We start from the raw sequence: 26402 nt of genomic DNA, 5'->3' as shown, positions 1-26402 counted from the left end.
TAAAAATATGTCCTCACTTCAAAATCAGTATTTTCATCCAATCATTCATTAACTTAATCATCAAGTGGAACCATACTACAATGGGTAAGAAGCTTTCGGCGGATTCAGACAGACTAATTAAGTGATCCACAAAAATAATTGCGCATAATTACGCTTAACAATGAAAAAAAGCAGATCCTAAGGAGCTGCTTTTTTTCTAATCGTCACTTCTAGTCATACCCGTGTATATTAAAACTAAACGGAGTAATTCAAGTACAGCTACAAGGGCTGCCGCAACATATGTTAATGCTGCTGCGTTCAATACTTTTTTCGTCTCACGCTCTTCATCGTTACGAATAACACCTAGAGTAACCACCTGGTTCATTGCACGAGATGAAGCATTAAATTCTACCGGGAGCGTCACAAGTTGGAATACAACAGCTGCCGCCATGAAAATAATGCCAAGTAAGACAAAATTACTCATATGGGCTATCATACCGATAATGATCAAGATCCATGAAAAATTCGAACCAATATTGGCCACTGGTACTAATGTGTGACGTAAACGAAGCGGTGAGTAATTCTGTTGATCCTGAATAGCATGACCTACCTCATGGGCCGCAATGGCAACTCCTGCCACAGAATGACCGTGATAATTATCTGAGGATAAGCGAACTGTTTTAGATCGTGGATCATAGTGATCACTAAGAACCCCTCGAGTTTCTTCTACCGTAACATGATACAAACCATTTGAATCTAGAATTCTTCTTGCCGCCTCTGCACCCGACATTCTTGATGAAGCAGGCACTTTAGAATATTTTTTGTAGGCGCTTTTCACTTTCATTTGAGCGAATAGCGGGACTAAGATGATAATCGCAAAGTAAAGTAAAAACATTGTTTCCTCCTAAAAGAATGATTATTTCAATTGTAAAAGTAGCGATCATCTCTGTCAAACATTGTGATCTTTCCGTGACTTTTCTGCCTTCACATTGCCTTTGTATTTTCTCCAGCCTACATAAGATAATGTCAGGATAATAATGCTTCCTGTTGAAATAATTACCCACCATAATGATGGATCTGCTTCATCCTCATGGGGCTCATCAAATATAGACTTTAAATCCTGTTCCAATGCATCCCATTCCTGTTCGTTTGACTCCATCATTAACATAACCGGACGATATTGATCCATATAAGTTACACGAGCATCAAGCTGTTGAAGCTTCTCAGATGACACTGAAACTTTTAAACTTGGATATATGAGATTGTACTGTGATAACAAATCATTCAACCCATCATTGAATCCTTCTGAATCCCCTGCTTTAACTGCTTCTTTTGCTTCATTAAAGGCTTCCATGATTGGATCTTCTAAAGCCATCCACAATGGCTGGTTATTCGAATTGACGGCATCCAGTACTAATCGAAACTTCGTCACAGCATTTATTTTTTCAGAATCTGTTTTTTCTAAGGTTTGAACGACTTCCAGTGCATCATCATAAGCAGCAGTAACAACTCTTAATTCAGCCATGCTAAAAAGCTCTTTTTCTTTTGATGAAAGCAGATAACGTGCTGAAAATTTTTGAAGAATCTTCTCTGTTTCTTTATATCGTTTCATTTCTACAAGTCTTAGTGCTTCGTCGGAGATGGAATCCAACTGCCCCATACTTTCAGTAGGCTCAGCACGAACTTGATAAAAAGAAACGGTGATTACTAGCAGCAGTGCAAGCACCAGGATTTTTTTCACCATACTCCTTGTCCCTCCTTATTTCTCTATTAATCAATATGAGAATGGAAGATGGAGTAGACCACCGTTTCACAAAAATTTCAAAGGGATAATGTAAATCTTTTTTCTCTATACCCAAAATAGTAGGCAATAAATATCGAAAGCAAGCTGAGCCAAAATGTAAAATAGCCTATTTCATTCATATGTACAAGTAAATCTCGATAAACCGGCATCATATCAAAAACATAATCAATCACGTCATTATGTAAAGTCCAAATTCCTGCGACAATAAAATGCCATGGCTTAATTCGATAAAATGGTGAATACAAGATTCCTTGAATCGCCATTCCTAAGTGAGAAGCTATCAGCATATATCCTTGCCAAGCAAGTTCTCCTGTCGTATATAATGTCAATACATTCATCACCACTGCCCACATTCCATATTTAAAAAGGGTCATGATCGCAAGTGCTTCCATTAGTCCCCAACTCTTTTTCAATAGAAAGGCAAGTAAAACAAATACAAAAAACAAAGATGCAGTTGGGCTATCCGGAACGAATGGGAGAAAAATGGTAGGAGTAACAGCAAGTTGGCTTCCATACCAAATGTAACCATACAATGTTCCGAATATATTAATCACTAGCAACATCATGATAAACTTCTTATTTGCAAGAATCGGATAGATCAGATTCATATATATACCTCTTTCTTTCAAGTTATTCATGTAAATGAAATGACAAAAAAGAGGATGTCCCAAAGGGTCTGACCCTTACTTATGGGATATCCTCTTCCTTCACACATTATTTCGCTGATAAATTCACAAGAAAATCAGCAAGAGCTTCTAGTTCTTCATCAGAACCTTTAAAAATACCAGCAGGCATTCCACCAGTACCATTTTTGGCAATGTCTTTAATCTCATCAGCAGTATGCCCAGTATCGATAAGAGCTGGACCAGCTCCCCCTGTCAATTCAGCACCATGGCAAGAAAGACAAGTATTTGCTTCAAGGGCTTTGTAGCCATCAGCCTCTTTATCAATCGCTACCCCTTCAACAATCTTCCCTTGTGTAGCTGCTTTATCCCAGTCATGGTAATAAACAGATTGCCAAGTCAAGAACACAACCCCTGCGATAGCTAATAGCATAAAGCCAGTTGCGAATGGACGTTTCGTAGGACGGCGTTCTGGACCACGATCAAGAAACGGCGCAAGTAACAATCCCCCAAATGCAAGTGTAGGAATAATTATTGAACCTACAATATTAAATGGACCTGAAGCATACGTATACTTCAGTAACTGGTAAAGAAATAAGAAATACCAGTCAGGAAGTGGAATATATGCAGTATCTGTCGGGTCGGCAATTCTTTCAAGCGGCGACGGGTGCGCTGCCGTTAAGCAAAGAAAACCAACAAGGAATACGGCTCCAACCAACCATTCTTTCAATAAGAAATTCGGCCAAAATGCTTCAGTTTTACCTGGGTATTCCGAATAGTCTTTCGGAATAAACGGTTTACTATTCGCTGAGATTCGAGAATCACCTACGAATTTCATACCTTTTCCACGATGCATTGAACAATCCCCCTCCTTTATGAAAAGGTTATTATTTAGGTTATTGAATAAAAATATTTCTATGTCCTGTAAATGCAGTCTACGCATTTGAGCCGGAAGCTTGTCCAGTTGTACAAACTAGATTTCTAAAGCGCTTCTGGGTTTCTTACAACGGTCCTGAAATTCCTTGTTTTCTGATCATTATAAAGTGAGCTGCGATTAACCCTAATAGTGCAGCTGGTAAGAAGAAGACATGTATCGCAAAGAAACGAGTTAACGTCTGTGCTCCAACAATCGTCGGATCTCCAGCAATTAATGTTTTAATAGCTGGACCAATCAATGGAACAGAGTCAGCGATTGTTAATGTAACTTTTGTAGCAAAAACCGCTTTCATATCCCATGGTAATAAATAACCTGTCAAACCTAAAGCTAACATGACAAAGAAAATTAGTACTCCAACAACCCAGTTAAGCTCACGCGGTTTTTTATAAGCTCCCTGAAAGAAAACCCGAAGAGTATGTAAGAACATCATCACAATAACTAGACTTGCTCCCCAGTGATGCATACCTCGTACAATTTGTCCAAATGCCACTTCGTTTTGTAAGTAGTAAACAGACTCCCATGCATTCACGATATCAGGTACATAATACATGGTTAAGAACATACCTGAAAGAATTTGGATGACTGTAATGAAGAAGGTTAAGCCCCCAAAACAATAAACAAATGCTGAAAAATGGTGTGCAGGGTTTACGTGTTCAGGAACCTCATGGTCAGCAATATCCCGCCATATGGGCGCAATGTCTAAACGTTCGTCAACCCAATCATAAATCTTGTTTAACAATGATTACGCCCCCTCATGCGGTTTTAGTAACCCTAAATAAAGAATTCCGTCTTTTTCTTGCGTTTCATAAACATCTAGCGGTTTGATCGGTGGAGTTCCTGGTACGTTTACCCCATTTTTTGTGTATCTACCATTGTGGCAAGGGCAGAAAAATTGTTCTGGATGTTCTTTGTCTGTATTCCAAGCAACAGTACATCCTAAGTGCTTACACACAGGTGATAGAGCAACGATTTTACCATCATCTGCTTTATATACCCATGCCGTATTCGTCACTTGGGACTCGTACCAACCATCGATTTGATCAAATGTGTAATCAACTCGGATTGGTTCCGCTGTCAATTCCGAAACTTTCTGACTCGTTGGGATAAATCCTCCTGATGCACTTGCTTTCAACACTGGATCAACCGCGAATCGAACCATTGGCATTAATATTCCTGCAGCCATGAAACCGCCTACACCTGTAAGAGTGTAATTAAGGAACTGACGTCGTGAAACATTACGCTTACTCATGCTTTTCCCCCCCTCTATTACTATTCTGAACCAATTAACCAATAAATAGCAACACTATAAAACTAGGACATTACAATGATATCTCAATATTCCGTCAAGGTCAATATATGTCGGTCCTAAATGATGGCAATATTGTGGTATATTGCCTGTGTATCCAATGCTATTTATTCCAGCTTTGCGTAAGCATATCGAGCATTTGATGCACTTGGTCGTTCATCATCTGCCTTGCTTGTCCTTCTTCTAAATGTTCAAGCCTAATAGAAGGAATCCATAGGAGTGAACCTGGAAGCTCATCTTCATATCTTTTCCACTCACTGTCAGATGTAATCCAAAAAACGTGCTTGAAATCAGTTTCCGCCAATTTTATTTTCCATATTTCTATGAGATCTGCTTTGTCCTGACCTTCTGACCAGTACGTTAACTCCGGCATTAACAGGAGTCTTCCTTTTAATTGCTTCTCGACTTCCATCGTTAATATTCCCATAAATTCATGCATGGACGAAAAATGTTTCATCTGTACTCCGAATGAAATCGGATTCATTGGAATGATTAGACTATCCACATATTCCTTCGACTCTTGATACAACCCAACTTCCTTATAATTCCACTTCAATTTACTCACTCCTTGCAGTTATCAATCATCTCCTAACATTTTATCATGATTAAGTCTTGTTTCATATATCATTACCAGTAATCCTTCATTTTAACAAAATATTCATTAATTAGTATCAGATACAAATTTGGCTTAATAACACCTAATTCTATTTGTACAAATTAAACTATTATCATGTTTAGTAGATGGCGCGATCGAAATCTCATTTGAACTAGATTTAAAATCTGTAAAGTTATTTGTAGCGTTTTCGCAGAAATTAAAAAATATAGTTGTCTCATAAAAAAAGGACCAGACGCCACAGCTACTATACCTCGTCTATATGCGTGTATATGACGCAATAAACGGTGTATAGAGTGTGAGGTCTGATCCTTAGACAACCTTTTTCGTTTTAATTGAAGGCTATGTTATCCATAATTGATAATGATTTTAAACTAATTGGTGCAATACCGTGATTTCACACGTCTCCCCGTTAGGTAGCAAATCAACATCACGATAAACATAACTTAATTGAAACATCGCTTTACAGCTTATTCAGTTCTTTTGTTAATGAATAAAAAGTTTCTTTATCATTCAGGTCAAGTGCATTATCGATCGCTTTTAATATCCGCTCTTTCTGGAATGTCGCCAACGAATTTTCTAGAAACTTCTCTGCCATAAGCTTATCTCTCTCATTACTCCCTGTGCTTTTTGGCATAAATGGATTTTCTTCTAAAACCGCGGCATAGTGGTAGGATGAGTAGGCCGATTTAAAATTTAATTGGATATAGATGTCTTCATCCCGATTAAGGCGGATATCATGAAACGACTTCTCTGCGTCAGTTGTCATGATATTGGATTTATAAAACCGGAAAGGTGCCTCTTCCACACAATGCGTTGACATAATCAAGCCTCGTGGGCAGTATTGAGCACTTTCCACAAAATGAACCTTTTTCATTAACTGATCATGGCTCATTAAATAATTCAAAATCCATACACATTCCCTGCGCTTCAACTGATAATGATTTAAAAACCAGCGAATAAAGTCTTTCTTTTCGTTAACAGATACAGGGGCTGCCACCATGAGTTCCCTCCTCTGTACAGATATTGTATCAATCAGCATCCTTTACCCTTTTTTATTCTTCAGCTAATCGATCCAAAATCAGCACATATTCATCATTTGCCGGATCCAGTTCGAGAAGCTTATTAAATATTTCTCTAGAGGTAGCTAGTACTCCTTCTTCAATTAAAAAGAATCCGTAATCTTCTAAAAAATCTTGATTATTCGCAAAAAATGCATAAGCCTTTTGGAAGCTTACTAATGCTTCTTTGTAACGCTCGCTTTTTTGTAGGCTCACAGCAAGCATCCATTCAAATTGCGGATCATCTTCCCCATATTTCCTAACACTTTCAATCGTTTCAATGATCTCCTCATACTTTTCTTCATGCATGAACAACTTAAGTAATGTCAGCGTAGCCTCCAAATAGCCCGGATCAATGGCAAGAGATTCTCTGAAAAACAATTCTGCCTCATTAGTCAGACCCTTTTTCAAAGCAATTTTACCCCCAAAAAGATTCAACTCTTTGTTGAATTCATCCTTGTGAATCCCCTCCCTTACCGTTTCTAGAGCTTCATCCAGACGCTCTAGACTTTCATAAGACTTCGCAAGATACAAATAAAGGGAATGATACTCTGGATCTAACTCCTTGAGCTCGGTAAACCTTTGAATCGCTGTTTCAAACATGGCTGCTTGGTAAGCCGTTAATGCATATTCAAATAATGTGTTGATTTCGAGTTTGTCTTCCAATGCCTTTTCAAAAAAAGGAATGGCTTCTTCAAACTCACCCAAATTACTTAAGGTCTGCGCTAATCGCTGGTTAATACTTACACCGCCAATTTCTTTTTGCTGCTTAAGTACCTCTTTATAATTCGCAACAGCAGCATGATCCTTCCCTTGCTGGTAATACAGTTCCGCTAACGCAAAGTCAATCAATGGTTCGTTTGGTAGCAATTCCTTTGCTTGTTTAAGCTTTCGCTCACTGACCTCATCCATTCCCTGCATTTGATATAAATCCGCTAAAAGGAGCAGAGCGCTTGGATACATGTCATCCGACATGCTAATTTTTTCAAGCAACAGGAATGCCTCATCTTCTTGGTCCAGATCAACGAGAATTTCAGCAAGTGTGACGATTAGCTCTCCTTCATTAGGGAAGAGCTTAAGTAAATGTTCGTATAAATCCTTTGCTTGCTCCATAAATCCCAGCTGTAATAATTCTTCAGCTAAAAGGAGCATCTCTTCAATTGCTTCAGATGATTTTATTCGATTTATATGTAGAAATGCTTCTTCTAATTCGCCTTTTTTTAGATTGCTGAGCACTTTTTCAATTGTGTTCATTATAAAAACCTTCCTCCTGCATACAATTTCTTCATATTAAAAATCCAGGAATTCTGATTTTTATTTCAGATCCTTTTTTATCGGAAAAGGATAGTGTTGACCCTGCCCTCACAACCTCCCCATTTAACACGGTGACAACCAGTTTATCATATTCCGCTTCTGAAATTCCATTGAAGTCACTTGTATCGTACGAAGAATAAAATAAGTTATAGCTTAATTCTCCATTATTACGCAAATATCCTTTTATCGGATACAAACCAATTTTTTTTAATGTTGGAACAGAGGTAGGAGCACCTTCAATAAGGGACTCTTTACTATGTGAAAGTTTGGCATCAGTCATAATCTTATTCCAAATTGTCTTCCCTTGTCATTTGCAGTTTCTTGTCTGAATATAGGGATAAAAATCGAATTATATGGAAAGGAAAATTGGCGAATCCAGCTCCATGGAAGCCGTTTTAATTCATCTAAATCCGTAATTTCCACAAATACAGCGGGGATACGTTCTTTAATACAGCGTTGCATGAGCTTTGGGGAGATCGTATTTTGGGCAACTTTAATCGCAAGTAGATAATCAAGTGGTGATTCTTTCAAACGTTTTCGTATTTCTTCTAGACAGGGAATGAGGAGATATACGTAAGCAACTTTTACAGGAATTAAGATCATCCCAACACCTTTTAACACATGCTGTTCATACAGTGACTGGGAGGTAGGTAGTTTCGATTCATTTAAGACTGTCGTTGTAACAGGACTCATAATAAAGTTTTCCAGATTTTGTTTCATCATTTTCAGTTGATTGACAAGGTTGTGAATAGAATCCACTTGATCATCTTTCACTACAATGGACTTCTTTGACGTCTTGCCATACCATTACTTTATCAATGATATAATTCGACATAGAACTCCTCCCTAGCCTTGTCTTATGACCAGCTTATGAAAAGGAACCAAGAGATATGTTCATTTATAAAAAAACATCCTTTGGCATCTGATCCCAAGCCAACGATAAAAAAGGTTCAGGTTCTTAATTTGTATCGCCTTATAACGGTGGCGGTGCCGAGCTGATTTTGCGAAGTCCCGCCCCTTTTCCACAGAAAATGATGATTCAACCTAATTTAAGACCTTCCCCATTCGAAAGGATAATTTGGTTGAATCATCACAATTATCTTATTTTATTAATGTTGTCAAATGGTCAAAAAACTGAGGATATGAAACTTCTATCGCCTTTGAATCAGTGAGGATTATTTCATCACTCGCAACTAATCCTGCAATTGCTAGCATCATACCAATGCGGTGGTCTCCATGACTTGAAACTTCACCACCATGTAGTGGCGAACCTCCTGTAATGACTAAGCCGTCTTCAGTTGGATTGATTTTAGCTCCTAGACGTGTTAGCTCATCTGCAACTGTATCAATCCGGTTTGTTTCTTTCACTTTCAATTCTGCTGCATCCTTAATGATGGTCGTTCCTTCTGCTCTAACAGCTAACAGAGCGATAACAGGAATTTCATCGATTAAACGTGGGATTAAATCTCCTTCAATCGTAATGGCATGAAGTTTGGAGGAACGTACTGTGATATGACCGTACGGCTCGCCTTTTTCATGGACTGGTTCAATCTCGATATCTGCACCCATTCGTTCTAGCACGTCAATAATTCCGGTACGGGTAGGATTTAAGCCTACGTTTAATAGCTTAACTTCACTATTAGGTGTAATCGCAGCAGCCACCATGAAAAAGGCTGCTGAAGATATATCTCCAGGAACATACACGGAAGTGCCTTGAAAACTTTGGCCACCTTCAACACTAATTTCATTTCCCTTTCTTTCTACTTTCCCGCCAAATTGGACAATCATTCGCTCAGTATGGTCACGTGTTTTTTCAGGTTCAACAATAGTTGTCGTACCTTTAGCTTGAAGACCAGCTAAGATGATCGCAGACTTCACCTGTGCGCTTGCTACGGGAAGCTCATACCGAATTCCTTTAAGTTCAGTTCCATTAACCGAAAGTGGTGTAAATTCACCGTTATTCCGACCTTCAATATCCGCTCCCATTTGCTTCAAAGGATTCACCACTCGTGTCATTGGACGTTTCCCAATTGAATCATCGCCAATCAACTCCGCCTGAAAAGCCTGACCTGCCAAGATTCCGAGCATAAGCCGAATCGTTGTACCAGAATTACCTACATCAAGAACTTCACTTGGTGCTTTTAACCCTGAAAAACCCTTACCGATTACTTCGACACGGTCGCCATTCTGCTGAATGCTGACACCTAATTTAGAAAAGCAATCGATCGTACTTATACAATCCGCTCCTGGAAGAAAGTTTTCAATTTTGGTAACTCCTTCCGCTAAAGCACCAAACATGATCGAACGATGTGAAATGGATTTATCCCCTGGTATAGATAAAGTTCCTTTTAGTGATGCAATGTTTGTTTGTAATGTTTGTGTCGCCATCTACTGATCTCCTTTATAATTATTCCGACATTATACGAGAATGGTATCGAAACTTGTATATTTTTTTATACATGCAGCGGCTTTTGTCCGATCTACATCTGTTTGAAAGCTAACAACTAAGACTCCAAATATATCTTCTCTTGTCTCGACAATTCGAATATTGGTAATGCTTATCTCTTCTTTGGCAAAATATCCCGTAATTTCCGAAATCACACCAGGATAATCCGGAACATCAATATATAAATCGTAATAAGCAGGTATCGCTCCTTTTCCATGGACAGGAAGATCATCACGAAACTCTTTGGCTTCCTGAAAAAAACGATAAATACCGTCACGATCCTCAGACGTGATCAAATCTTTCACTTGAACCATTTCTTCGATCCAGTTATCCATTAATTCAACTAATACTGATTTATTATGAATCAGAATATCCCGCCACATTTCTGGACTGCTTGACGCGATTCTTGTGATATCCCGGAATCCCCCTGCTGCCAAACGCGAGACGAGCGGATTTTTAATACTGTAATGTTCTGCTTGTTTGACGAGCCCTGAAGCAATAATATGTGGAAAATGGCTGATGACACCCGTTAATAAATCATGATTATCCGGTGTTACGAGTAAGAAGTTAGCTTTTGTTCCTTTTAACCATGCTTTAAGTCTATCGATGTCTGAATTAAGAGTTCCCTCTGCTGGGGTTAATAAATAAAAAGCATTCTCGAATAATTGAAGCTTAGCAGCACCAGCACCACTTTTATGGGAGCCTGCCATTGGATGTCCTCCAATGAACGTAATTCCTTTATCTAGTAAGCTTGCTGCCGCTCTTGCAACTGAACCTTTTGTGCTACTAGCATCTGTCACGATGCAGTCCTTTTTTAAGTTCATATTTGCCAACTCATTGATAATTCGCTCTGTTTCATTGACTGGTACAGCTAGAATAATAAGGTCTGCTTCTTGTACACCCCATTCAATTGATGGAGTCATTTCATCAATAATTCCAAGAATTTTTGCCAAATGAGCGTTGTTATCATCCCGGTCAAACCCTACAATGTTTACCTCCGGATGTTCATGTTTAATCGCCATCGAAAGCGATCCACCTATTAAACCAAGACCAATTACACATACATTTCCGTTCATTCATGCCACCTGCTTCATTCTTTAAAATCCTAACGATCCATTCTAAAAGCATCTTTTAAAAAGGGTGAGCCACTTACCATCATTTTCGTTATGGCACAGCGCCCACCTTTATAATCATTCATTTCAATGGTTCTCTTAATTATTCTTGCTGAGAACGGCTGCTTGTTGTGCCGTGAATTCTTTTAGAACAGCAATCATTCCTTCATTCTGTTCCTTAGTGCCGACTGTAATTCTTAGGCTAGTAGGGAAGCCAAGGAATTTACCAGAACGCACGATATAACCACGCTCTAATAAATGTTGAAATAGTTGATCAGCGTCTACTTTAAAATCAATCAAAATAAAGTTCGTTTGTGACGGGTAATAAAATAAGTTTTCAGATTCACAAAAACTAACATATTGGGCAAGTCCCTGTCGATTTTCAATACTACAATGCGCAATAAAGTCTTGATCAGAAATAGCGGCAATAGCAGCTGCTTGACCTAGTGTGTTTGCGTTAAATGGCTGTCTTGCAGGATCCAGCTTTTGAATCACTTCTTCATCCGCTATTCCGTAGCCAATCCTCATACTCGCTAAACCATACGCCTTTGAAAAAGTACGTAAAACGATTAAGTTTTTGTATGTAGTAGGCCATGAATTCGTCTGCGGATAATCTTCTGCCACAACATACTCTGCATATGCTTCATCGAGGACAACGAGAACATCTTCTGGAACTTTCTCAAGAAATTCACGAAGCTGCTTTTCACCGATATATGTACCAGTCGGGTTATTAGGTGTACACACCCATACGACTGCTGTATTTTCGTCAATAGCATTTAGCATTCCTTCTAAATCATGATCCCCATCAATTAATGGAATTTCGCGAATTTCAGCATGTTCCAAAATGGCGTTATGCTTGTATTGGGAAAAAGTAGGTGTCGCCATAACTGTATTCTTTCCTTCACTTAACAAACTCCGAGAAATGATTTGAATATTTTCATCTGAACCATTCCCAAAAATAAGCTGTGTTTCCTTCACACCTGTGTGTTTAGCCACCGCTTCTCGAAGTGTAGTCGCATAACCATCCGGATATATCGCTAATGAAGAAGCGAATTCTGATAGGACTTGTTTTACTTGTTCTGAACAGCCAAATGGATTTTCGTTGGAAGCAAGCTTCACAATTTCATCCAGACCATACTCTCTTCTTACCGCATCCGTTGATTTTCCTGGTTGATACGGTTTTAATGATAATACTGATTGATTCCACTTCATTTTCTTACACCTCATTTTTTTATATAGAAATTCTTAGTCTTCTATTATTTTAATTCTTTAGATCTGGTCGTAATGCAACTGCTTCACCATGGTATACATGTTGAATTTCTTGCTGCGTTTTATCAGTATTAAGATGCAACATGATTCTAATACAGAAAGGAAGCGATCCTTTAACTGGTATTTCCTGCATGCAAACAACCGGAACATATTTCCATCCTTCGATATTTCTAAGTGCTTTTGACGGAAAAATTGATTGCAATTCTTCAGTAACTGAAACGAAAACCGATGCTACCTTTTCAGGATGAATCTCATTTTCCTGAATCATTTCAACTAGAAGTGTTTCTACCGCTTGTATAATTTCTTGTTCTTCATCGTGCAGAACTGTGGTAGCTCCCCTAACTCCTCTTATCATTGTCATTCACTCTCCGGCCTTTTATATTTCTTTTATTAATTTTAGAATATCACTTCTAACTGATTCAGAATGATCTCATCATTGATTTCTGCTAATATTGGAGATCCTATCTCGTTCAGCAAAACAAATGTAATCGTATCGGAAATTGTTTTTTTATCTTTTTTCATTTTCTGGATTAATGATGTGTGATCAAGTTGCTTCGGAATATTGATAGAGTATCCTAATGATTGCACCCACTCCATAAATTCCACTAAATCAAAATTTAACCCTTCTTTGTATTGACTTAGTTTCAATGCGTACACACAGCCAATTAAAACAGCTTCACCATGCGTGAAATTGCCGTAGCCCATTAATCCTTCCACAGCATGACCTAATGTATGCCCGAAATTCAAATAAGCACGCACTCCATTTTCCTTCTCATCTTCTTTGACAATCGAAGCTTTAATTTCAATACCTCTTTTGATCATGTAAAGATATTGTTCATCTGTGATGGCTTGTAAATCTTGAATTTCTGTAAGAAGCCATTTATAAAAATCCGGATCTTGAATAAGCGCATGTTTAATGACCTCAGCGAAACCTGATCGTAGTTCTTTTATCGGTAACGTATGTAAAAAAGATAACTCATAGAAAACCGCTTCCGGCTGATGAAAAGCGCCAATCATATTTTTTCCTTCTGGATGATTGATCGCAACTTTCCCACCCACTGCACTATCATGAGCAAGCAATGTCGTAGGCAGCTGAATAAATGGGATCCCTCTCATAAATGTCGCTGCAACGAATCCAGCAACATCGCCGACAGCTCCACCACCCAAAGCCAGAATCATCGATTTTCTGTTTAACCCACTCGCAAGGGCAAAGCTTTGACATTGATAAAACACATCAAATGTTTTTGCATGTTCCCCTTCTGGAAGTATATATTCCAATACTTGTTTTCCTGTTTTTTCTGCCAATTCTTTCACTGTACGTAAATGAATGCTCGCTACCTTTTCATCACTAATAATCAATATTTTCGTAATATCCGAATGATTTTTTTCTAAAAATAACGGAAGTTGCTCCATTACATGATTTCCTAAAAAAACAGGGTACTCTTTGGAAGGTGTTTTAATGTCGATTGATTCCATCGCTTAAAACTCCTTTACTTCTTGACGGTATTGCTCGATATATTCGGATAATTGACTATATCGGTCAGATGGGAACTGTTCAACGATTGCACATGCTAATTCCCATGCTATTGCTGCTTCTGCAACTACTGCTGCTGCTGGAACTGCACAGCTGTCAGAACGCTCCACGCTTGCTGCAAACTCTTCCTTCGTATCAATGTCAACACTTTTTAATGGTTTATATAATGTTGGAATTGGTTTCATGACACCACGTACAACAATCGGCATGCCCGTTGTCATTCCACCTTCAAAACCGCCTAAACGATTTGTTTTTCTATAATAACCTTGTTCCGCATCCCATGCGATCTCGTCATGAACCTGACTGCCAAATAAATGAGCTGCTTCAAAGCCAATTCCAATTTCTGCACCTTTAAACGCATTAATACTTACAATTGCTCCAGCTAGTTTAGCATCCAATTTACGATCGTAATGTACGTAGCTGCCAACTCCCACCGGCATTCCTTCGACAATTACTTCGACAACTCCACCGATAGAATCGCCATTTTTCTTCGCTTGATCAATAGCATCCATCATGCTCTGTTCCACTTCTTTATCCAAACAGCGAACAGGGGAATCTTCCGAGATTTGCTGTAATTCTTTAATCGAAGAATACGGAGTCGGATTTGCTTTGATTCCGCCAATTTCAATCACATGTGATGCAATTTCAATCCCTAGCAAAGAAAGGAGTTTTTTGGCAACTGCTCCCGCAGCCACTCTGACTGTCGTTTCCCTTGCTGACGATCGCTCGAGTACATTTCGTAAATCTCTGTGACCATATTTAATCCCACCATTTAAATCTGCATGTCCTGGTCGTGGTCTTGTGATTTTTCGTTTGACCTCTTCCGCTTCTTCAGCAGAGATGGGTTCGCTACCCATAATTTTTGTCCAATGCTTCCAATCATTATTTTCAACAACAAGAGCCACTGGAGAGCCAAGCGTATAGCCATGTCTGATTCCAGATGCGATAAATGCTTCATCTTTCTCAATTTGCATCCTTCTTCCGCGACCATGCCCTTTTTGTCGACGCGCTAGCTCATTATTAATATCTTCGGCTGTAATCGGCATTCCTGCTGGAAGTCCTTCAATAATTGTCGTTAACTGTGGACCATGCGATTCGCCTGCTGTTAAATATCTCATTTTCTCTGCCCCCATTTAAACCGTTAAAGGATTTTGATTTAAGTAACAATATACCACAATTTTATGAAAAATGGGAATTTGAATTCAAGAAAAACACTACTGTTTTATCCAAATTAACGATTCATCCATCTTTTTTCAGGAAAAATCAAATAATTATATGAAATGTATCGTCTAAACAAAAAGAGATTATCTAACAAAACGGAAGATTCCGCTACTGCTAAATAACTCTCTTAGCTGTCACTTTTGTAGACTTAGATTTTTGTGTGAAGGACATCGGGACGGGCTTCGCGACTTACTCATCTAGCTAATCTACTTAGCCAGTATACTTATGTGACCTTAGTAAGTATACGTAAATCTAGCTCCACACCGCCACCTTCATAAAGTGATCCTATTTTTAGCCCTGAACCTTTTCAATGTTTTAGTTTTAGAGTAGTCGCTCATGGAAGTTTTTTATAAAAAAAAGTTTCTTCCGTCTCAAAGCCATATTGGTTGGGGTTGAAAATCTGTTCGGTACTTCCAACGAAAAACACACCGTCGTTTTTTAAAGCTTGACTGAATTTTGTATAGAGGAGGTGCTTAGCCTCTTCAGTAAAATAAATTAACACGTTTCGACAAACAATTAAATCATAGTTTGAGTCAAATCTTTCAGATAATAAATTTTGTTTTTTAAATGTAACAGTTCTCTTAATTTCATCCGCTATATGATAAAAGTTTCCTTCTTTTATGAAAAATTTCTTTTTCACCTCAAGCGGCACTTCATTTAATGACCTTTCCGGGTACACACCAAGCTTTGCTCTTGCAATAACGTTTTCATCAATATCCGTCGCATGTACTTCTATCTGCTGCAACGGAAGAAAGGATGCAAGCACCATAGCAATCGTATACGGTTCTTCCCCAGTCGAACAAGCAGCACTCCAAATTTTCAACTTTCGTTTAGATAAAAGCAGCCGAGGTAAAATTTTCTCTGCTAACACTTCCCAACGCTTTGCATTTCGAAAAAATTCTGACACATTAATCGTCATCCGATCAAGAAATTCTTCTCGTTGCTTTGTGTCTTGTTGTATTGCTTGAAAATAAGCATCGAATGATCGATATCCTTTTTTTTCATAGAGGGAAGTCAAACGCCGTTTCATTTGCGCTTCTTTATATAATGATAAATCTATGCCAGTTAATTTTTTTATCTTCAAAGTAAATTGTTCATACTCTTGTACCATTTTAACGACTCCCCGCACTATTTGCATATTTTATTTATACAATCTATTATTCTTATCGGAAGAGAGTGGTACTTTTCAACCTGATTCCGAAAAATTAAAGCGTTACTTTCATCCTTTTTTCCTTCCCTCCACTTATTTATTCTTAACTTATCACTCTCCGTTCAAGCGGGGCTATATAATTTATTAAATCAATAGCAAAAAGCCTGGATGAAGAGCAAATTCACTCATCATCCAGGCTTTTTAAGTCAGGATATTGCAAAGAATTAATAAACCCACTCATTGATTAGTTTTTTGCTAGCAACCAATTCTTCTTCTTTGAAGAAGTATGCCACTTCACGCTCTGCGCTGGCAAGTGAGTCGGAACCATGAATAATGTTCTTTTCGACCGTCATAGCGAAATCGCCGCGAATTGTGGCAACTGCTGCGTCTTTAGGGTTTGTCTTGCCCATCATTTGACGTGCTGCTGCAATTACGTTTTCACCTTCCCAAACCATTGCAAATACAGGACCTGAAGTGATGAAATCTACTAACTCGCCAAAAAAAGGACGTTCTTTATGTTCAGCATAATGCTGTTCGGCAAGTTCTTGTGAGATTACCATTAATTTAGCACCGACAAGTTGAAAGCCTTTTCTTTCAAAGCGACCGACAATTTCGCCGATTAAACTACGTTGAACACCATCTGGCTTGACCATTAAAAATGTTTGTTCCATTTCTCCCACTCCCGTAAGTATCATCTGTTTGTCTATTCGACCTATCCACCGAAATATTACCACTTTTCTAAAAATATAGCAATCTTTTTTGCAAGCGCATACATTTTAAAAAATACAGGGAGCATTATAAACAGATGAACGGAGTTTCCCACAACTCACTCTTGTTTAGAGCTGAGTCAAGATCATCCACGATGTGAATCATCTTGACTCAGCTTTATGTAATCATTAGAATTTACGTTTACCGATATTTTTCGCAATTTGAGATAAAGTTTTTCTCGCTTGGTTGGAAGGCAGTCCTTCAAGCTCCGCAAACGCTTTTTTTAGATAAAGATTGCTAATCTCTGCAGCTTTTTCAATCGCCCCTGAAGCTTTTATCGCCTTGATAATGATATCCATTTCTTCATTTGAAATCGTTTCATGGACTGTTTCAATTAATGTTCTAAGTTTTGGATCTTCCCTTGCAATTAGTACAGGTAGAGTAATATTCCCTTGCCGAAGATCTCCACCTGCTGGCTTGCCTAATTCTTCTTCAGAGCTCGTAAAATCTAGAATATCATCCGTGATTTGATAAGACATCCCAACATAATACCCGAACTTATAAAGCTTCTGACACACTTCTTTGTCACTGCCCGAAACAATCGCACCTAATTGACAACTTGAAGCGATTAATAAAGCTGTCTTTCGTTTAATTCGTCTGAAATAAGTCCGCCAATTTTGTTCAAAATTGAACTTATCTTTAATTTGTTCAATTTCCCCTAAACACAATTCAACCATTGTCTTAGCAAGGATTTGATGGGCAGATGGATTGTTTATGTGAGACATGACTTCAAGTGCACGCGCAAAAATGTAGTCGCCTGTATACATAGCGACACGATTATCCCATTTTGATTTTATTGTGGCTGCACCTCTTCGTAGATCAGCATCATCTACCACATCATCATGGACAAGAGATGCTGTATGAATAAGCTCAAGAGCTACGGCTACATGTTTAATAACATGAATATCATAATTGCCAAATTTAGAAGCCAATAATACAAAGACTGGGCGAATGCGTTTCCCTCCGGATTGAAGTAAGTGCAGCGATGCTTGTCTAAGTACAGGAGAATCTGCCTGGATAGCAGCTTCCAATTCTTTCTCAATTAATTGAAGATCCGTATTCAAAAAAGAATACAACATTTTAAATTTCATACATTCCACCCAGTTTTGTAGTCACTAACCCTTTCTATTGTTCAAGCTTGTAGCCGAAATGAGTGGCAGCTACTCCACCAGTATGTGCTTTATAGCTTACATTAGCGAAACCAGCCTGACTAAACATTCTTTCAAGCTCCTTCATTCCTGGAAAATCACGGGCCGAGTCTTGTAGCCAAGAATATTCTTTAAAGCTTTTTGCAAATACTTTTCCAAACATCGGCATAATAAAACGAAAATATAAATTAAAACCTTGTTTGAATCCAAACATTGTCGGATGTGATGTTTCTAGACAAACCGCCATTCCACCTGGTTTCAACACACGATACATTTCTCTAAGTACTTGCATATAGTCAGGAACATTACGAAGGCCAAAGCCGATTGTGACATAGTCAAAGGTATTGTCTTCAAAAGGTAGTTCCATGGCATTCCCATGAAGAAGAGTGATTTGTTTTACATTCTTTACTTTTTCTTCACCGATTTTTAACATGTTTTTGCTAAAATCGAGGCCTGTTACTTCCCCTTCGCTACCCGTCTTTTCTGCCATTGCTATGGTCCAGTCTGCGGTGCCGCAACAGACATCCAGTGCCTTAGAGCCTGGTTGCACATTCATATGATCCATCGTCACTTTACGCCATTTAATATGTTGTTTAAAACTAATAACAGAGTTCATCTTGTCATAGTTCCCATAAATTTTTTCAAAAACATGGTGAACTTTTTGTTCTTTAGATTGATCCATGTTCACCCTTCTTCCACAAATGTATTAGTATGGGCAGCTGTTACTTCCAAAATGTGATGAATTCTCTCGTTGACCCATTTATTTCGGGGAGCAAACTTCAGGATTATATGTTCTACAGACCTATGAGCTTGTAAAATATGCTGATCAATGACTACTTGTATCCGATTTGAATCCCCTTCATCAAAGGTATGCCGATCGATGTTTCGAGCGTCTATTGAATCAAAGGCTGCAATTACGATGGATTCGCCATTCTTTAGATAGCTCAACTTTTCTGAATGAAGCCTTTTTAACAAAAGTAACGCACCTGATATTTCTTTCCAAAAGGGCATATTTAAATAATCGGCCACTTTACCAATTAAAGAAGATTCAATTACTTGCGTACTCCTAATTACTTCAACTTCATTGATGATAGTCTTTTGATAAAGCATGATTTTATGTTCATTTATATCTTTAATTGCATTCGATAAAACGCTAATCAATTCGATATTATTTGAATTAGCTAATAACTGGTAATAGAGACCGCTATAATAGTCACCTGCAAGCACAGTTAATTGTCGATCCTTGAGCAAACGGCCACTTTTGCTCTTCTCATTGTCATGGGCATTCGTTACTAATTCATGTGTATCTAAAGCACTCTGAACAAGTAAGGTAGCCAAAATATACGTATTTCGTTCTTGTATTGGGATATCCAGTTCATTAAACATTCCCCAAAGCAAGAGTACTTTATCAAAATCTATATTGGGCTTATCAAGATACTTAAGTAAGTATGGATGATAAGCTTTTGATTCGGTTGATTCTTTCAGTTCAATCAAAAGATCGTCTATGTTTAACAATTGAGATCACCCTTGTATCCCGTAAGATAATATTGACGCTCTATACCTTCTTTAAATCGGTTTAGAAGCACATATTATTATAACATAAAAATAATAGGAAATATCCTTGTATGCTTTATTTTTGTAACAATACTTGTAGAGGTTGTTCATAATATAATAGCAGCATTTGATTTAAAACTTCTTTTCAAATATGTATACAGACTGGTTTCGTTTATCCTTTTTTCGATTCGCTCTCGATTTCGCCGTATGGGGTATAAATCTTAGCATTGCCTCTGATCTTTATCGCAGAAGTATGCTCAGTAAACTGCGCAATCATAACCTCTCCTGCATCGAGCTTTTCAGAATGGTGAAATTTCGTATCTGATCCTCTCGTTAATCCAATGACATTAACGCTATCTTCCATTGCTTTTATCACAAGATAATCTTTAAAAGTTTTCTCATCCATCCCATTCCCTCCCCAATCTTATCAATTTTTAATAAACGATAAAACTTCTGCTCTTGTACTGTGATTTTCAGCAAAAACACCTCTTACTGCAGACGTGACTGTTTTGGCCCCAGGTTTCTTCACACCGCGCATCGTCATACACATATGCTCCGCCTCCAAAATAACCATTACACCGTGAGGGTCCAGTTTCTCCATGATTGATGTCGCAATCGTAGACGTAATTCGTTCTTGAAGCTGAGGACGTTTTGAAATGGCTTCAACCGCTCGAGCTAGTTTACTTAAACCCGTCACCTTTCCGTTCCTCGGAATATATGCAACATGTGCCATACCGTAAAAAGGGACAAGATGATGCTCACATACTGAATAAAACGGGATATCTTTCACTAATACAAGCTCTTCATGATCTTCTCCAAACACTGTTTCGAAATACTCTTTTGGATCCTGATTTAACCCTGAAAATATCTCTTCGTACATTCTTGCCACTCGTTTCGGTGTATCCAACAATCCTTCGCGCTCTGGATCTTCACCAACGGCTTCTAAAATCATCCGTACAGCTTCTTCAATTTTTGCATGGTTCACATTTGTCATTTCTTTACCTCCCCAGATGTAGTAAAAATCAATCTATGTAAGTCATTATTTTTAATTATAACATTTATGAAAAGATTGGCTTAAGACAAGCATAACTTCCTCAATTGTATCATATTCGTAAAAAGATAGGCAAAAGAGGATGTCCCGAAAGGTCCTGATCCAGAACTCACCATACAGTTAATAGTGTTAGTTACACTTCTTTTAAACTGTATAGTAGTTGCAGGGTCTGACCCTTTACTTATGGGACATCCTCTTTTCTTATGCTCAAATACCGTTATGTAATTACTTAACAGCGTCTTTAAGAGCTTTACCAGGTTTGAAAGCTGGTACTTTGCTTGCTGCGATTTCGATTTCTTCGCCGGTTTGCGGGTTGCGCCCTTTACGAGCAGCTCGCTCACGAACTTCAAAATTACCGAATCCGATTAGTTGTACTTTATCTCCACTTTTCAAAGCGTCTAAGATTGTATCAAAAACAGCATCAACAGCTTTCGTAGCGTCTTTCTTAGAAAGCTCACCTGTTTCAGCAACTGCGTTAATTAATTCCGTTTTGTTCATGCCATTCACCTCCTCCCAAAAGGATCTTTATAAAAAATCATTATTACAAACTATAATAGTGATTTGTTACCTAGTTGAAAAATTCACAGCTTCGATCTTCTTCTTAAAGAGGTTGTTCAAAAAGTCCGGTAAAAAAGCTTACGAATTGCTTCAAAGCTCATGATTGACCTTCTGTTAAAATCGCGCACGTCCTGTGCGCAACACAGAAGTCAGCTCATCCTGTGCAAGTCCGACCCTCACGTATTACTTTATACGCTCTGGTCCTCTCGAGATGCGCTCCTCGAACTTCTCGGCTCTTTTATCCTCTTTTTTGAACACGCACATAAAAATACCTCAAGGAATTCCGGATGGATTTGCAAGCTCACCGGAACGTTTTAGAAAAGGTCCCTAAACCTGCAAGAATGGCTTTACAATGCGTTTTCTTAATGTAGATTATCACAATTCCTATTCAGATAGCAAGGAATTTCATAAAATAATGGGAATCTTTTCATGAGAAAATGCATATAGTATAAATTTGACCTCATACCATTCATCATTACCCTTATTTACACATTATAAACACTGGATGTGTTGCAAGAGTAAGGCCTGCTTTAGAACTAACTTTTCATACTCTACTCCATCCTCAATAAATATGCAAATATTAGGTATAAAAACGAATATGTCATTTATCAAGGGGTAAAAAGTACAATCTTCCTATATTACTTCATAAGATAATCCAAAACGAGTTAGATGGATGTACAAACTAATGAACAACTTGACTGACTACTCCCACCTCTAAAGAAGTGAGCTTCTTGGAGCCAACTTCTGTGAACGAACGTATTCAGGCGTTTTCAAATTCCAAAAAGGCCATTCTCTAGGAATGACCTTTTCCATTTTATAAAATAATCGCAATGAGACCTCCAGAGCCTTCATTGATGATTCGCTCTAACGTTTCCTTCAGTTTATACCTTGCATTCTCAGGCATTAGCGAGAGTTTAGCTTGTATTCCTTCTCGGACAATTGAACTTAAGTTCCTACCAAATATTTCCGAATTCCAGATTGACATCGGGTTGTCCTCGAAATCCTGCATTAAATAGCGGACCAGTTCTTCACTTTGCTTTTCTGTGCCAATGATTGGCGCAAATTCGGATTCCACATCCACTTTTATCATATGGATTGATGGGGCTACTGCCTTTAGGCGTACGCCGAATCGGGACCCTTGACGGATAATTTCTGGCTCATCTATGCTCATATCGTGTAATGATGGTGCAGCCACCCCGTACCCCGTTTGCTTCACCATTTTTAATGCATCAGACACTTGATCATATTCAGCTTTGGCATGAGCAAAATCTTGCATCAGCGCGAGTAGATGATCTTTCCCGCGGATTTCAACACCTACAATTTCTTTCAGAATATCATCATATAATGCGTCAGGCGCGTATAAATCAATTTCTGCTACACCCTGACCCATTTCGATTCCAGCAAGACTTGCGCGATCAATAAATTCGAAATCATTAAAGTGACCGACGACACGATCCACATCTCTGAGCCTTTTAATATCTTTGACCGTCTCTCTTACGGCATCTTGATAACTTTCTCTTAGCCAATGGTTTTCTTTTAAAACCATTACCCAGCTAGGTAGATTCACATTTACCTCAAGCACCGGAAATTCATATAACGCTTCACGCAGAACGCTTAGTACATCAGATTCTCTCATTCCTTCTACACTCATCGTCAATACAGGAATATCATATTTCTCTTGTAGATTTTCCCTTAAATTCGCAGTATCAGGATGATGTGGCTGTACAGAATTTATGATCATGATAAAAGGTTTGCCTACTTCTTTCAACTCTTCAATCACTCGTTCTTCTGCTTCAACATAATCACTGCGCGGAATTTCTCCAATGGAACCATCGGTTGTAACGACCACACCTAGAGTGGAATGGTCCTGAATGACTTTTCTCGTACCAATTTCAGCCGCTTCATGGAACGGTATCGGTTCTTCGTACCAAGGTGTGTGAATCATTCGGGGACCATTTTCATCTTCATACCCTTTTGCCCCTGGTACGGTATAGCCGACACAATCAACTAGCCGGATATTCACATCAAGACCTTCTGCAACATGAATGGAAGCAGCTTGATTCGGAACAAATTTCGGCTCTGTCGTCATAATCGTTTTTCCCGCTGCGCTTTGAGGAAGTTCATCCTGCGCCCGTGCCCGATCTGATTCAGTTCCGATATTCGGGATAACCACAAGCTCCATGAACTTCTTAATAAATGTAGACTTTCCTGTCCTTACTGCACCGACGACACCTAAATAAATATCTCCGCCAGTACGTTCAGCAATATCTTTAAAAATGTTTACCTTTTCCAAGGTATCCCCTCCTGAATTGAAGTCATTGGGATAAACTTCATCCGTTTTTATTTCTAGGACAATATAAATGTATGATGTTGTCCTAAAAGAATATACCTGTTTTTTTTACTCTATAAGGGCAGGCATTTATGTTTGTGGATAATAGAGGAAAATAAAATAACCCTTCCCCTACAATATATTTTGTAGGGGAAGGGTTATGACTATTTTGTTAAGAAAATTGGAACCTTTGATTTAGCATCATACGTGTATGGTAATGAAAATGCTGGGACAAACTCGCTATTTTCCACTAGGAGATTACGAATATCTTCTCCAGGCTTGTAATTTTCTGCATCAGTTTGTAAGACGTCGTATAAATCAGGCGTATAATCGACAAACAGCTCACCATTTGTATCAATAACAATTTGAAGCGGTTTCTGACTATATGGGCTTGTCACTGTAGGCGCTTCCTTCATACCTAACTTCTCATAATTCAACGCATACACATAGTCCGAGATCCTCTCTCCGAATGGCGGGTATCCATTACTTTGACGATAAAGAGTTATCCTTAGCATCAAATCTTGAATTTGTTGAGCCATACGAACGTCGATCAATTTCACAGTTGGATCATCTTCAACATCGACTAGTACGTATTGAAATACGCCTCCTGCCTCGTAGGAGTTTCCTGGCGCTCCAGCCATATATCTTGGCGCTATTTTCCTAAAGTCAATCACGTATTTCTGATAAATAGGCGTATCATTCTCTTTCGTTAAAATCGGCAAAACCGCTTGGTCACTTTGAAATTGATCTACTGCGCTTTGCACAGACTGAATTTGCTCTTTATAAGGTGTCTGATTCTCCACTTTTTTTTCAACTGGATATAAACAACCTGATAATAGGAGGGGAATTGTGCAAATACTTAAGAACCTTTTTATCGATTTCATGTCGGTACCCTCTTTAATTCGTCGGCCCGCTGACAACTACTACAAAAATAATCAGACCGGCCAAAATCATTAGTATGTATGCAATTATTGCGGTTAATGTACGCCAAATTCCTTTTAATTTATAACGGCTAAAATAAATCGAAAAAATGGAGATTGCCATAAATCCCATGGCAACAAACGAAATCCACATTTTCTGTAGTGCTGGTGTCATTAAAATCCTCTCCTTTTTCCGAATCATTATATCATATGAATTTCCAGTAATGGGAGGGAATTATCGATTCCTGTAGAAATATTTGAAAAAGGATCAGGTCCTCAGGCAAAGCTTACCTTCAAATTGTTATAAATAATGGGTTATGTTATTTAGCGATGGTAACTTTTGACTCATTTTAGCTCTAGGTCTATTTGTTTTATTAACACTATTAGTTAACATAGTCCATTATAAAAAAAGACAGAAGATAAAGAATTCCTTTACCTTCTGCCATTTGACTAAATCCACCTAAAACCAAGGCATGTTGCTAGTTTACTGTCGTAGCATTGTATGCAGATGTTCATAGACTCGAACCATCTATCGCCTATTTTAGGATAAATATTTATCCCTCATTAACGAGTAGTAACCTAAAAGGCTTAAAAGAATCAAAAAAGCTTGGGCGGGGGTCCCCACTGATTGAAGTTTCACATTATGTTACAGCTTTTGTTTTTCTCCCCAAGCATTAAACAAATCTTCAATTTCGTTTCTTTTCACTCGCGTCATCAATGAATCGACCGAATCCTTCACGTTCTGTTCATTGAACAAAACACCATATAAGGCATTCGTAATCGGCATATCAACTCCGACCTTTTGAGCAAGTTGATAGGCGGCTTTCGTTGTTCGTACACCCTCTACAACCATGCCCATATTCGCCAGTACTTCTTCAAGGTTATTTCCTTTGCCAAGCATATTACCTGCACGCCAATTTCTGGAATGAATACTAGTACAAGTAACAATTAAATCACCAATTCCAGTGATTCCGGAAAATGTCAATGGATTTGCTCCCAGCGCGGTCCCTAATCTAGATATTTCAGCAAGCCCTCGTGTGATTAACGCTGCTTTTGCATTGTCGCCATATCCTAATCCATTCGTGATACCTGCGGCCAAAGCGATGATGTTTTTCAGCGCACCACCAATTTCAACCCCCACGATGTCTGGATTTGTATAGACACGAAAGTTTTGATTCATAAATAAATCCTGGATTTTCTCAGCAGCTTTCATGTTTTTTGATGAAACCGTGACAATCGTCGGCTGACGCAAACTAACTTCCTCAGCATGACTTGGCCCTGATAAAACAACGACTGCTTGAAGCTTCGATGCCGGAACCTCTTCTTCAATCATTTCCGATATGCGCAAAAGTGAATCAGGCTCGATACCCTTGGATACATGAACAATAGTCATAGGTCGGCTTACTAATGGAACAATATCCTTCAGCACGTCTCTGATAGCCTTTGTTGGTATCGCCATGATCAGCGTCTCAATACCTTCCACGGCATGTTCAAGCGAATGGTATCCAACAATATTTGTAGGTAATTCGATATTAGGCAAATACTTTGAGTTTGTGTGATGTGTATTAATTTCCGTGATTTGCGCTTCGTTATGGCCCCATAGACGGACTTGGTGCTGATTGTCGGCTAAAACCATGGCAAGAGCCGTTCCCCAGCTCCCAGCGCCAATCACTGCAATTTTCTGTTTAATTTCTGACATACTTAC

General features: G+C 38.5%; 29 protein-coding genes. All 29 read right to left on the bottom strand.

The window, feature by feature from the left end; genetic code table 11:
* Positions 1 to 196 precede the first annotated feature (196 nt).
* The 29 genes from ACIQZI_RS06265 to ACIQZI_RS06125 all read right to left on the bottom strand — a co-directional run bounded on the left by ACIQZI_RS06265 (position 197) and on the right by ACIQZI_RS06125 (position 26396).
* Positions 197 to 874 carry a zinc metallopeptidase gene (locus tag ACIQZI_RS06265; protein WP_062178660.1) on the bottom strand — a complete coding sequence of 226 codons (678 nt, stop codon included), beginning with the start codon at positions 872 to 874 and terminating at the stop codon, positions 197 to 199.
* A 54-nt stretch (positions 875 to 928) separates the two neighbouring features.
* On the bottom strand, positions 929 to 1723 hold the full coding sequence (gene ypjB / locus ACIQZI_RS06260; protein WP_403070615.1) for a sporulation protein YpjB: 795 nt from the start codon (positions 1721 to 1723) through the stop codon (positions 929 to 931).
* A gap of 77 nt (positions 1724 to 1800) precedes the next feature.
* The gene (lhaT, locus tag ACIQZI_RS06255; RefSeq protein WP_062178654.1) at positions 1801 to 2391 is read right to left on the bottom strand and encodes a lipoprotein heptaprenylglyceryl N-acetyltransferase LhaT; all 591 of its coding nucleotides are present in this window, start codon (positions 2389 to 2391) and stop codon (positions 1801 to 1803) included.
* A 106-nt stretch (positions 2392 to 2497) separates the two neighbouring features.
* Positions 2498 to 3262: a menaquinol-cytochrome c reductase cytochrome b/c subunit gene (locus ACIQZI_RS06250; RefSeq protein WP_062178651.1), complete on the bottom strand. Its 765-nt coding sequence runs from the start codon at positions 3260 to 3262 to the stop codon at positions 2498 to 2500.
* 145 nt (positions 3263 to 3407) lie between these two features.
* Positions 3408 to 4082, bottom strand: coding sequence for a menaquinol-cytochrome c reductase cytochrome b subunit (gene qcrB / locus ACIQZI_RS06245; protein ID WP_062178649.1), 675 nt, complete (start codon positions 4080 to 4082; stop codon positions 3408 to 3410).
* A 3-nt stretch (positions 4083 to 4085) separates the two neighbouring features.
* Positions 4086 to 4592, bottom strand: coding sequence for a QcrA and Rieske domain-containing protein (locus tag ACIQZI_RS06240; RefSeq protein WP_062178646.1), 507 nt, complete (start codon positions 4590 to 4592; stop codon positions 4086 to 4088).
* 160 nt (positions 4593 to 4752) lie between these two features.
* Positions 4753 to 5205 (bottom strand): YpiF family protein, encoded by a 453-nt coding sequence (locus ACIQZI_RS06235; protein ID WP_062178643.1) that lies wholly within the window; start codon positions 5203 to 5205, stop codon positions 4753 to 4755.
* A gap of 520 nt (positions 5206 to 5725) precedes the next feature.
* The gene (locus ACIQZI_RS06230) at positions 5726 to 6262 is read right to left on the bottom strand and encodes a ReoY family proteolytic degradation factor (protein ID WP_082675101.1); all 537 of its coding nucleotides are present in this window, start codon (positions 6260 to 6262) and stop codon (positions 5726 to 5728) included.
* 55 nt (positions 6263 to 6317) lie between these two features.
* A complete protein-coding gene (locus tag ACIQZI_RS06225) occupies positions 6318 to 7577 on the bottom strand; it encodes a tetratricopeptide repeat protein (protein ID WP_403070609.1) in 1260 nt (419 codons plus the stop codon).
* Between the two features lie 31 nt (positions 7578 to 7608).
* The gene (locus ACIQZI_RS06220; RefSeq protein ID WP_403070606.1) at positions 7609 to 7917 is read right to left on the bottom strand and encodes a hypothetical protein; all 309 of its coding nucleotides are present in this window, start codon (positions 7915 to 7917) and stop codon (positions 7609 to 7611) included.
* Positions 7914 to 8411, bottom strand: coding sequence for a hypothetical protein (locus tag ACIQZI_RS06215; protein ID WP_403070603.1), 498 nt, complete (start codon positions 8409 to 8411; stop codon positions 7914 to 7916). Before ACIQZI_RS06215 ends, ACIQZI_RS06220 begins: the two co-directional genes overlap by 4 nt.
* A 327-nt stretch (positions 8412 to 8738) precedes the next feature.
* On the bottom strand, positions 8739 to 10025 hold the full coding sequence (gene aroA, locus ACIQZI_RS06210) for a 3-phosphoshikimate 1-carboxyvinyltransferase (protein ID WP_403070600.1): 1287 nt from the start codon (positions 10023 to 10025) through the stop codon (positions 8739 to 8741).
* Between the two features lie 30 nt (positions 10026 to 10055).
* Positions 10056 to 11159, bottom strand: a complete 1104-nt coding sequence (locus ACIQZI_RS06205) for a prephenate dehydrogenase (RefSeq protein ID WP_403070597.1) — start codon at positions 11157 to 11159, stop codon at positions 10056 to 10058.
* A 135-nt stretch (positions 11160 to 11294) separates the two neighbouring features.
* Complete coding sequence (gene hisC / locus ACIQZI_RS06200; RefSeq protein ID WP_062178625.1) at positions 11295 to 12407, bottom strand: histidinol-phosphate transaminase; 1113 nt, start codon at positions 12405 to 12407, stop codon at positions 11295 to 11297.
* 49 nt (positions 12408 to 12456) lie between these two features.
* Positions 12457 to 12819 (bottom strand): chorismate mutase, encoded by a 363-nt coding sequence (aroH, locus tag ACIQZI_RS06195; protein ID WP_062178622.1) that lies wholly within the window; start codon positions 12817 to 12819, stop codon positions 12457 to 12459.
* 41 nt (positions 12820 to 12860) lie between these two features.
* Positions 12861 to 13940: a 3-dehydroquinate synthase gene (aroB, locus tag ACIQZI_RS06190; protein WP_403070593.1), complete on the bottom strand. Its 1080-nt coding sequence runs from the start codon at positions 13938 to 13940 to the stop codon at positions 12861 to 12863.
* Positions 13941 to 13943: 3 nt separating this feature from the next.
* Positions 13944 to 15116: a chorismate synthase gene (gene aroC / locus ACIQZI_RS06185; RefSeq protein ID WP_062178615.1), complete on the bottom strand. Its 1173-nt coding sequence runs from the start codon at positions 15114 to 15116 to the stop codon at positions 13944 to 13946.
* Positions 15117 to 15553: 437 nt separating this feature from the next.
* Entirely contained in the window at positions 15554 to 16330 is a 777-nt protein-coding gene (locus ACIQZI_RS06180; protein WP_403070588.1) for a CheR family methyltransferase, read from the bottom strand.
* Positions 16331 to 16593: 263 nt separating this feature from the next.
* Positions 16594 to 17040: a nucleoside-diphosphate kinase gene (gene ndk, locus ACIQZI_RS06175; RefSeq protein ID WP_062178610.1), complete on the bottom strand. Its 447-nt coding sequence runs from the start codon at positions 17038 to 17040 to the stop codon at positions 16594 to 16596.
* A gap of 225 nt (positions 17041 to 17265) precedes the next feature.
* Entirely contained in the window at positions 17266 to 18228 is a 963-nt protein-coding gene (gene hepT / locus ACIQZI_RS06170; protein ID WP_062178607.1) for a heptaprenyl diphosphate synthase component II, read from the bottom strand.
* Between the two features lie 34 nt (positions 18229 to 18262).
* Positions 18263 to 18967 (bottom strand): demethylmenaquinone methyltransferase, encoded by a 705-nt coding sequence (locus ACIQZI_RS06165; protein ID WP_403070583.1) that lies wholly within the window; start codon positions 18965 to 18967, stop codon positions 18263 to 18265.
* 2 nt (positions 18968 to 18969) lie between these two features.
* Positions 18970 to 19800: a heptaprenyl diphosphate synthase component 1 gene (locus ACIQZI_RS06160; protein ID WP_403070580.1), complete on the bottom strand. Its 831-nt coding sequence runs from the start codon at positions 19798 to 19800 to the stop codon at positions 18970 to 18972.
* A 211-nt stretch (positions 19801 to 20011) separates the two neighbouring features.
* Positions 20012 to 20245, bottom strand: a complete 234-nt coding sequence (mtrB, locus tag ACIQZI_RS06155; protein WP_062178598.1) for a trp RNA-binding attenuation protein MtrB — start codon at positions 20243 to 20245, stop codon at positions 20012 to 20014.
* Positions 20246 to 20266: 21 nt separating this feature from the next.
* Positions 20267 to 20833 carry a GTP cyclohydrolase I FolE gene (gene folE, locus ACIQZI_RS06150; protein ID WP_062178595.1) on the bottom strand — a complete coding sequence of 189 codons (567 nt, stop codon included), beginning with the start codon at positions 20831 to 20833 and terminating at the stop codon, positions 20267 to 20269.
* Between the two features lie 282 nt (positions 20834 to 21115).
* Positions 21116 to 21388 (bottom strand): HU family DNA-binding protein, encoded by a 273-nt coding sequence (locus ACIQZI_RS06145; protein ID WP_028391560.1) that lies wholly within the window; start codon positions 21386 to 21388, stop codon positions 21116 to 21118.
* 874 nt (positions 21389 to 22262) lie between these two features.
* Positions 22263 to 23741: a stage IV sporulation protein A gene (gene spoIVA, locus ACIQZI_RS06140; protein ID WP_062178592.1), complete on the bottom strand. Its 1479-nt coding sequence runs from the start codon at positions 23739 to 23741 to the stop codon at positions 22263 to 22265.
* Positions 23742 to 23941: 200 nt separating this feature from the next.
* Complete coding sequence (locus ACIQZI_RS06135) at positions 23942 to 24661, bottom strand: hypothetical protein (protein ID WP_403070575.1); 720 nt, start codon at positions 24659 to 24661, stop codon at positions 23942 to 23944.
* 13 nt (positions 24662 to 24674) lie between these two features.
* Positions 24675 to 24872, bottom strand: a complete 198-nt coding sequence (locus ACIQZI_RS06130; RefSeq protein ID WP_062178588.1) for a DUF2768 domain-containing protein — start codon at positions 24870 to 24872, stop codon at positions 24675 to 24677.
* Between the two features lie 471 nt (positions 24873 to 25343).
* A complete protein-coding gene (locus ACIQZI_RS06125) occupies positions 25344 to 26396 on the bottom strand; it encodes an NAD(P)H-dependent glycerol-3-phosphate dehydrogenase (protein ID WP_403070571.1) in 1053 nt (350 codons plus the stop codon).
* Between the last annotated feature and the right edge of the window lie 6 nt (positions 26397 to 26402).

It is taken from the genome of Peribacillus sp. NPDC096379, from assembly GCF_044762875.1.
In the GTDB taxonomy this organism is placed as follows: domain Bacteria; phylum Bacillota; class Bacilli; order Bacillales; family DSM-1321; genus Peribacillus.
This window is presented reverse-complemented; position numbering and strand designations above follow the sequence as displayed.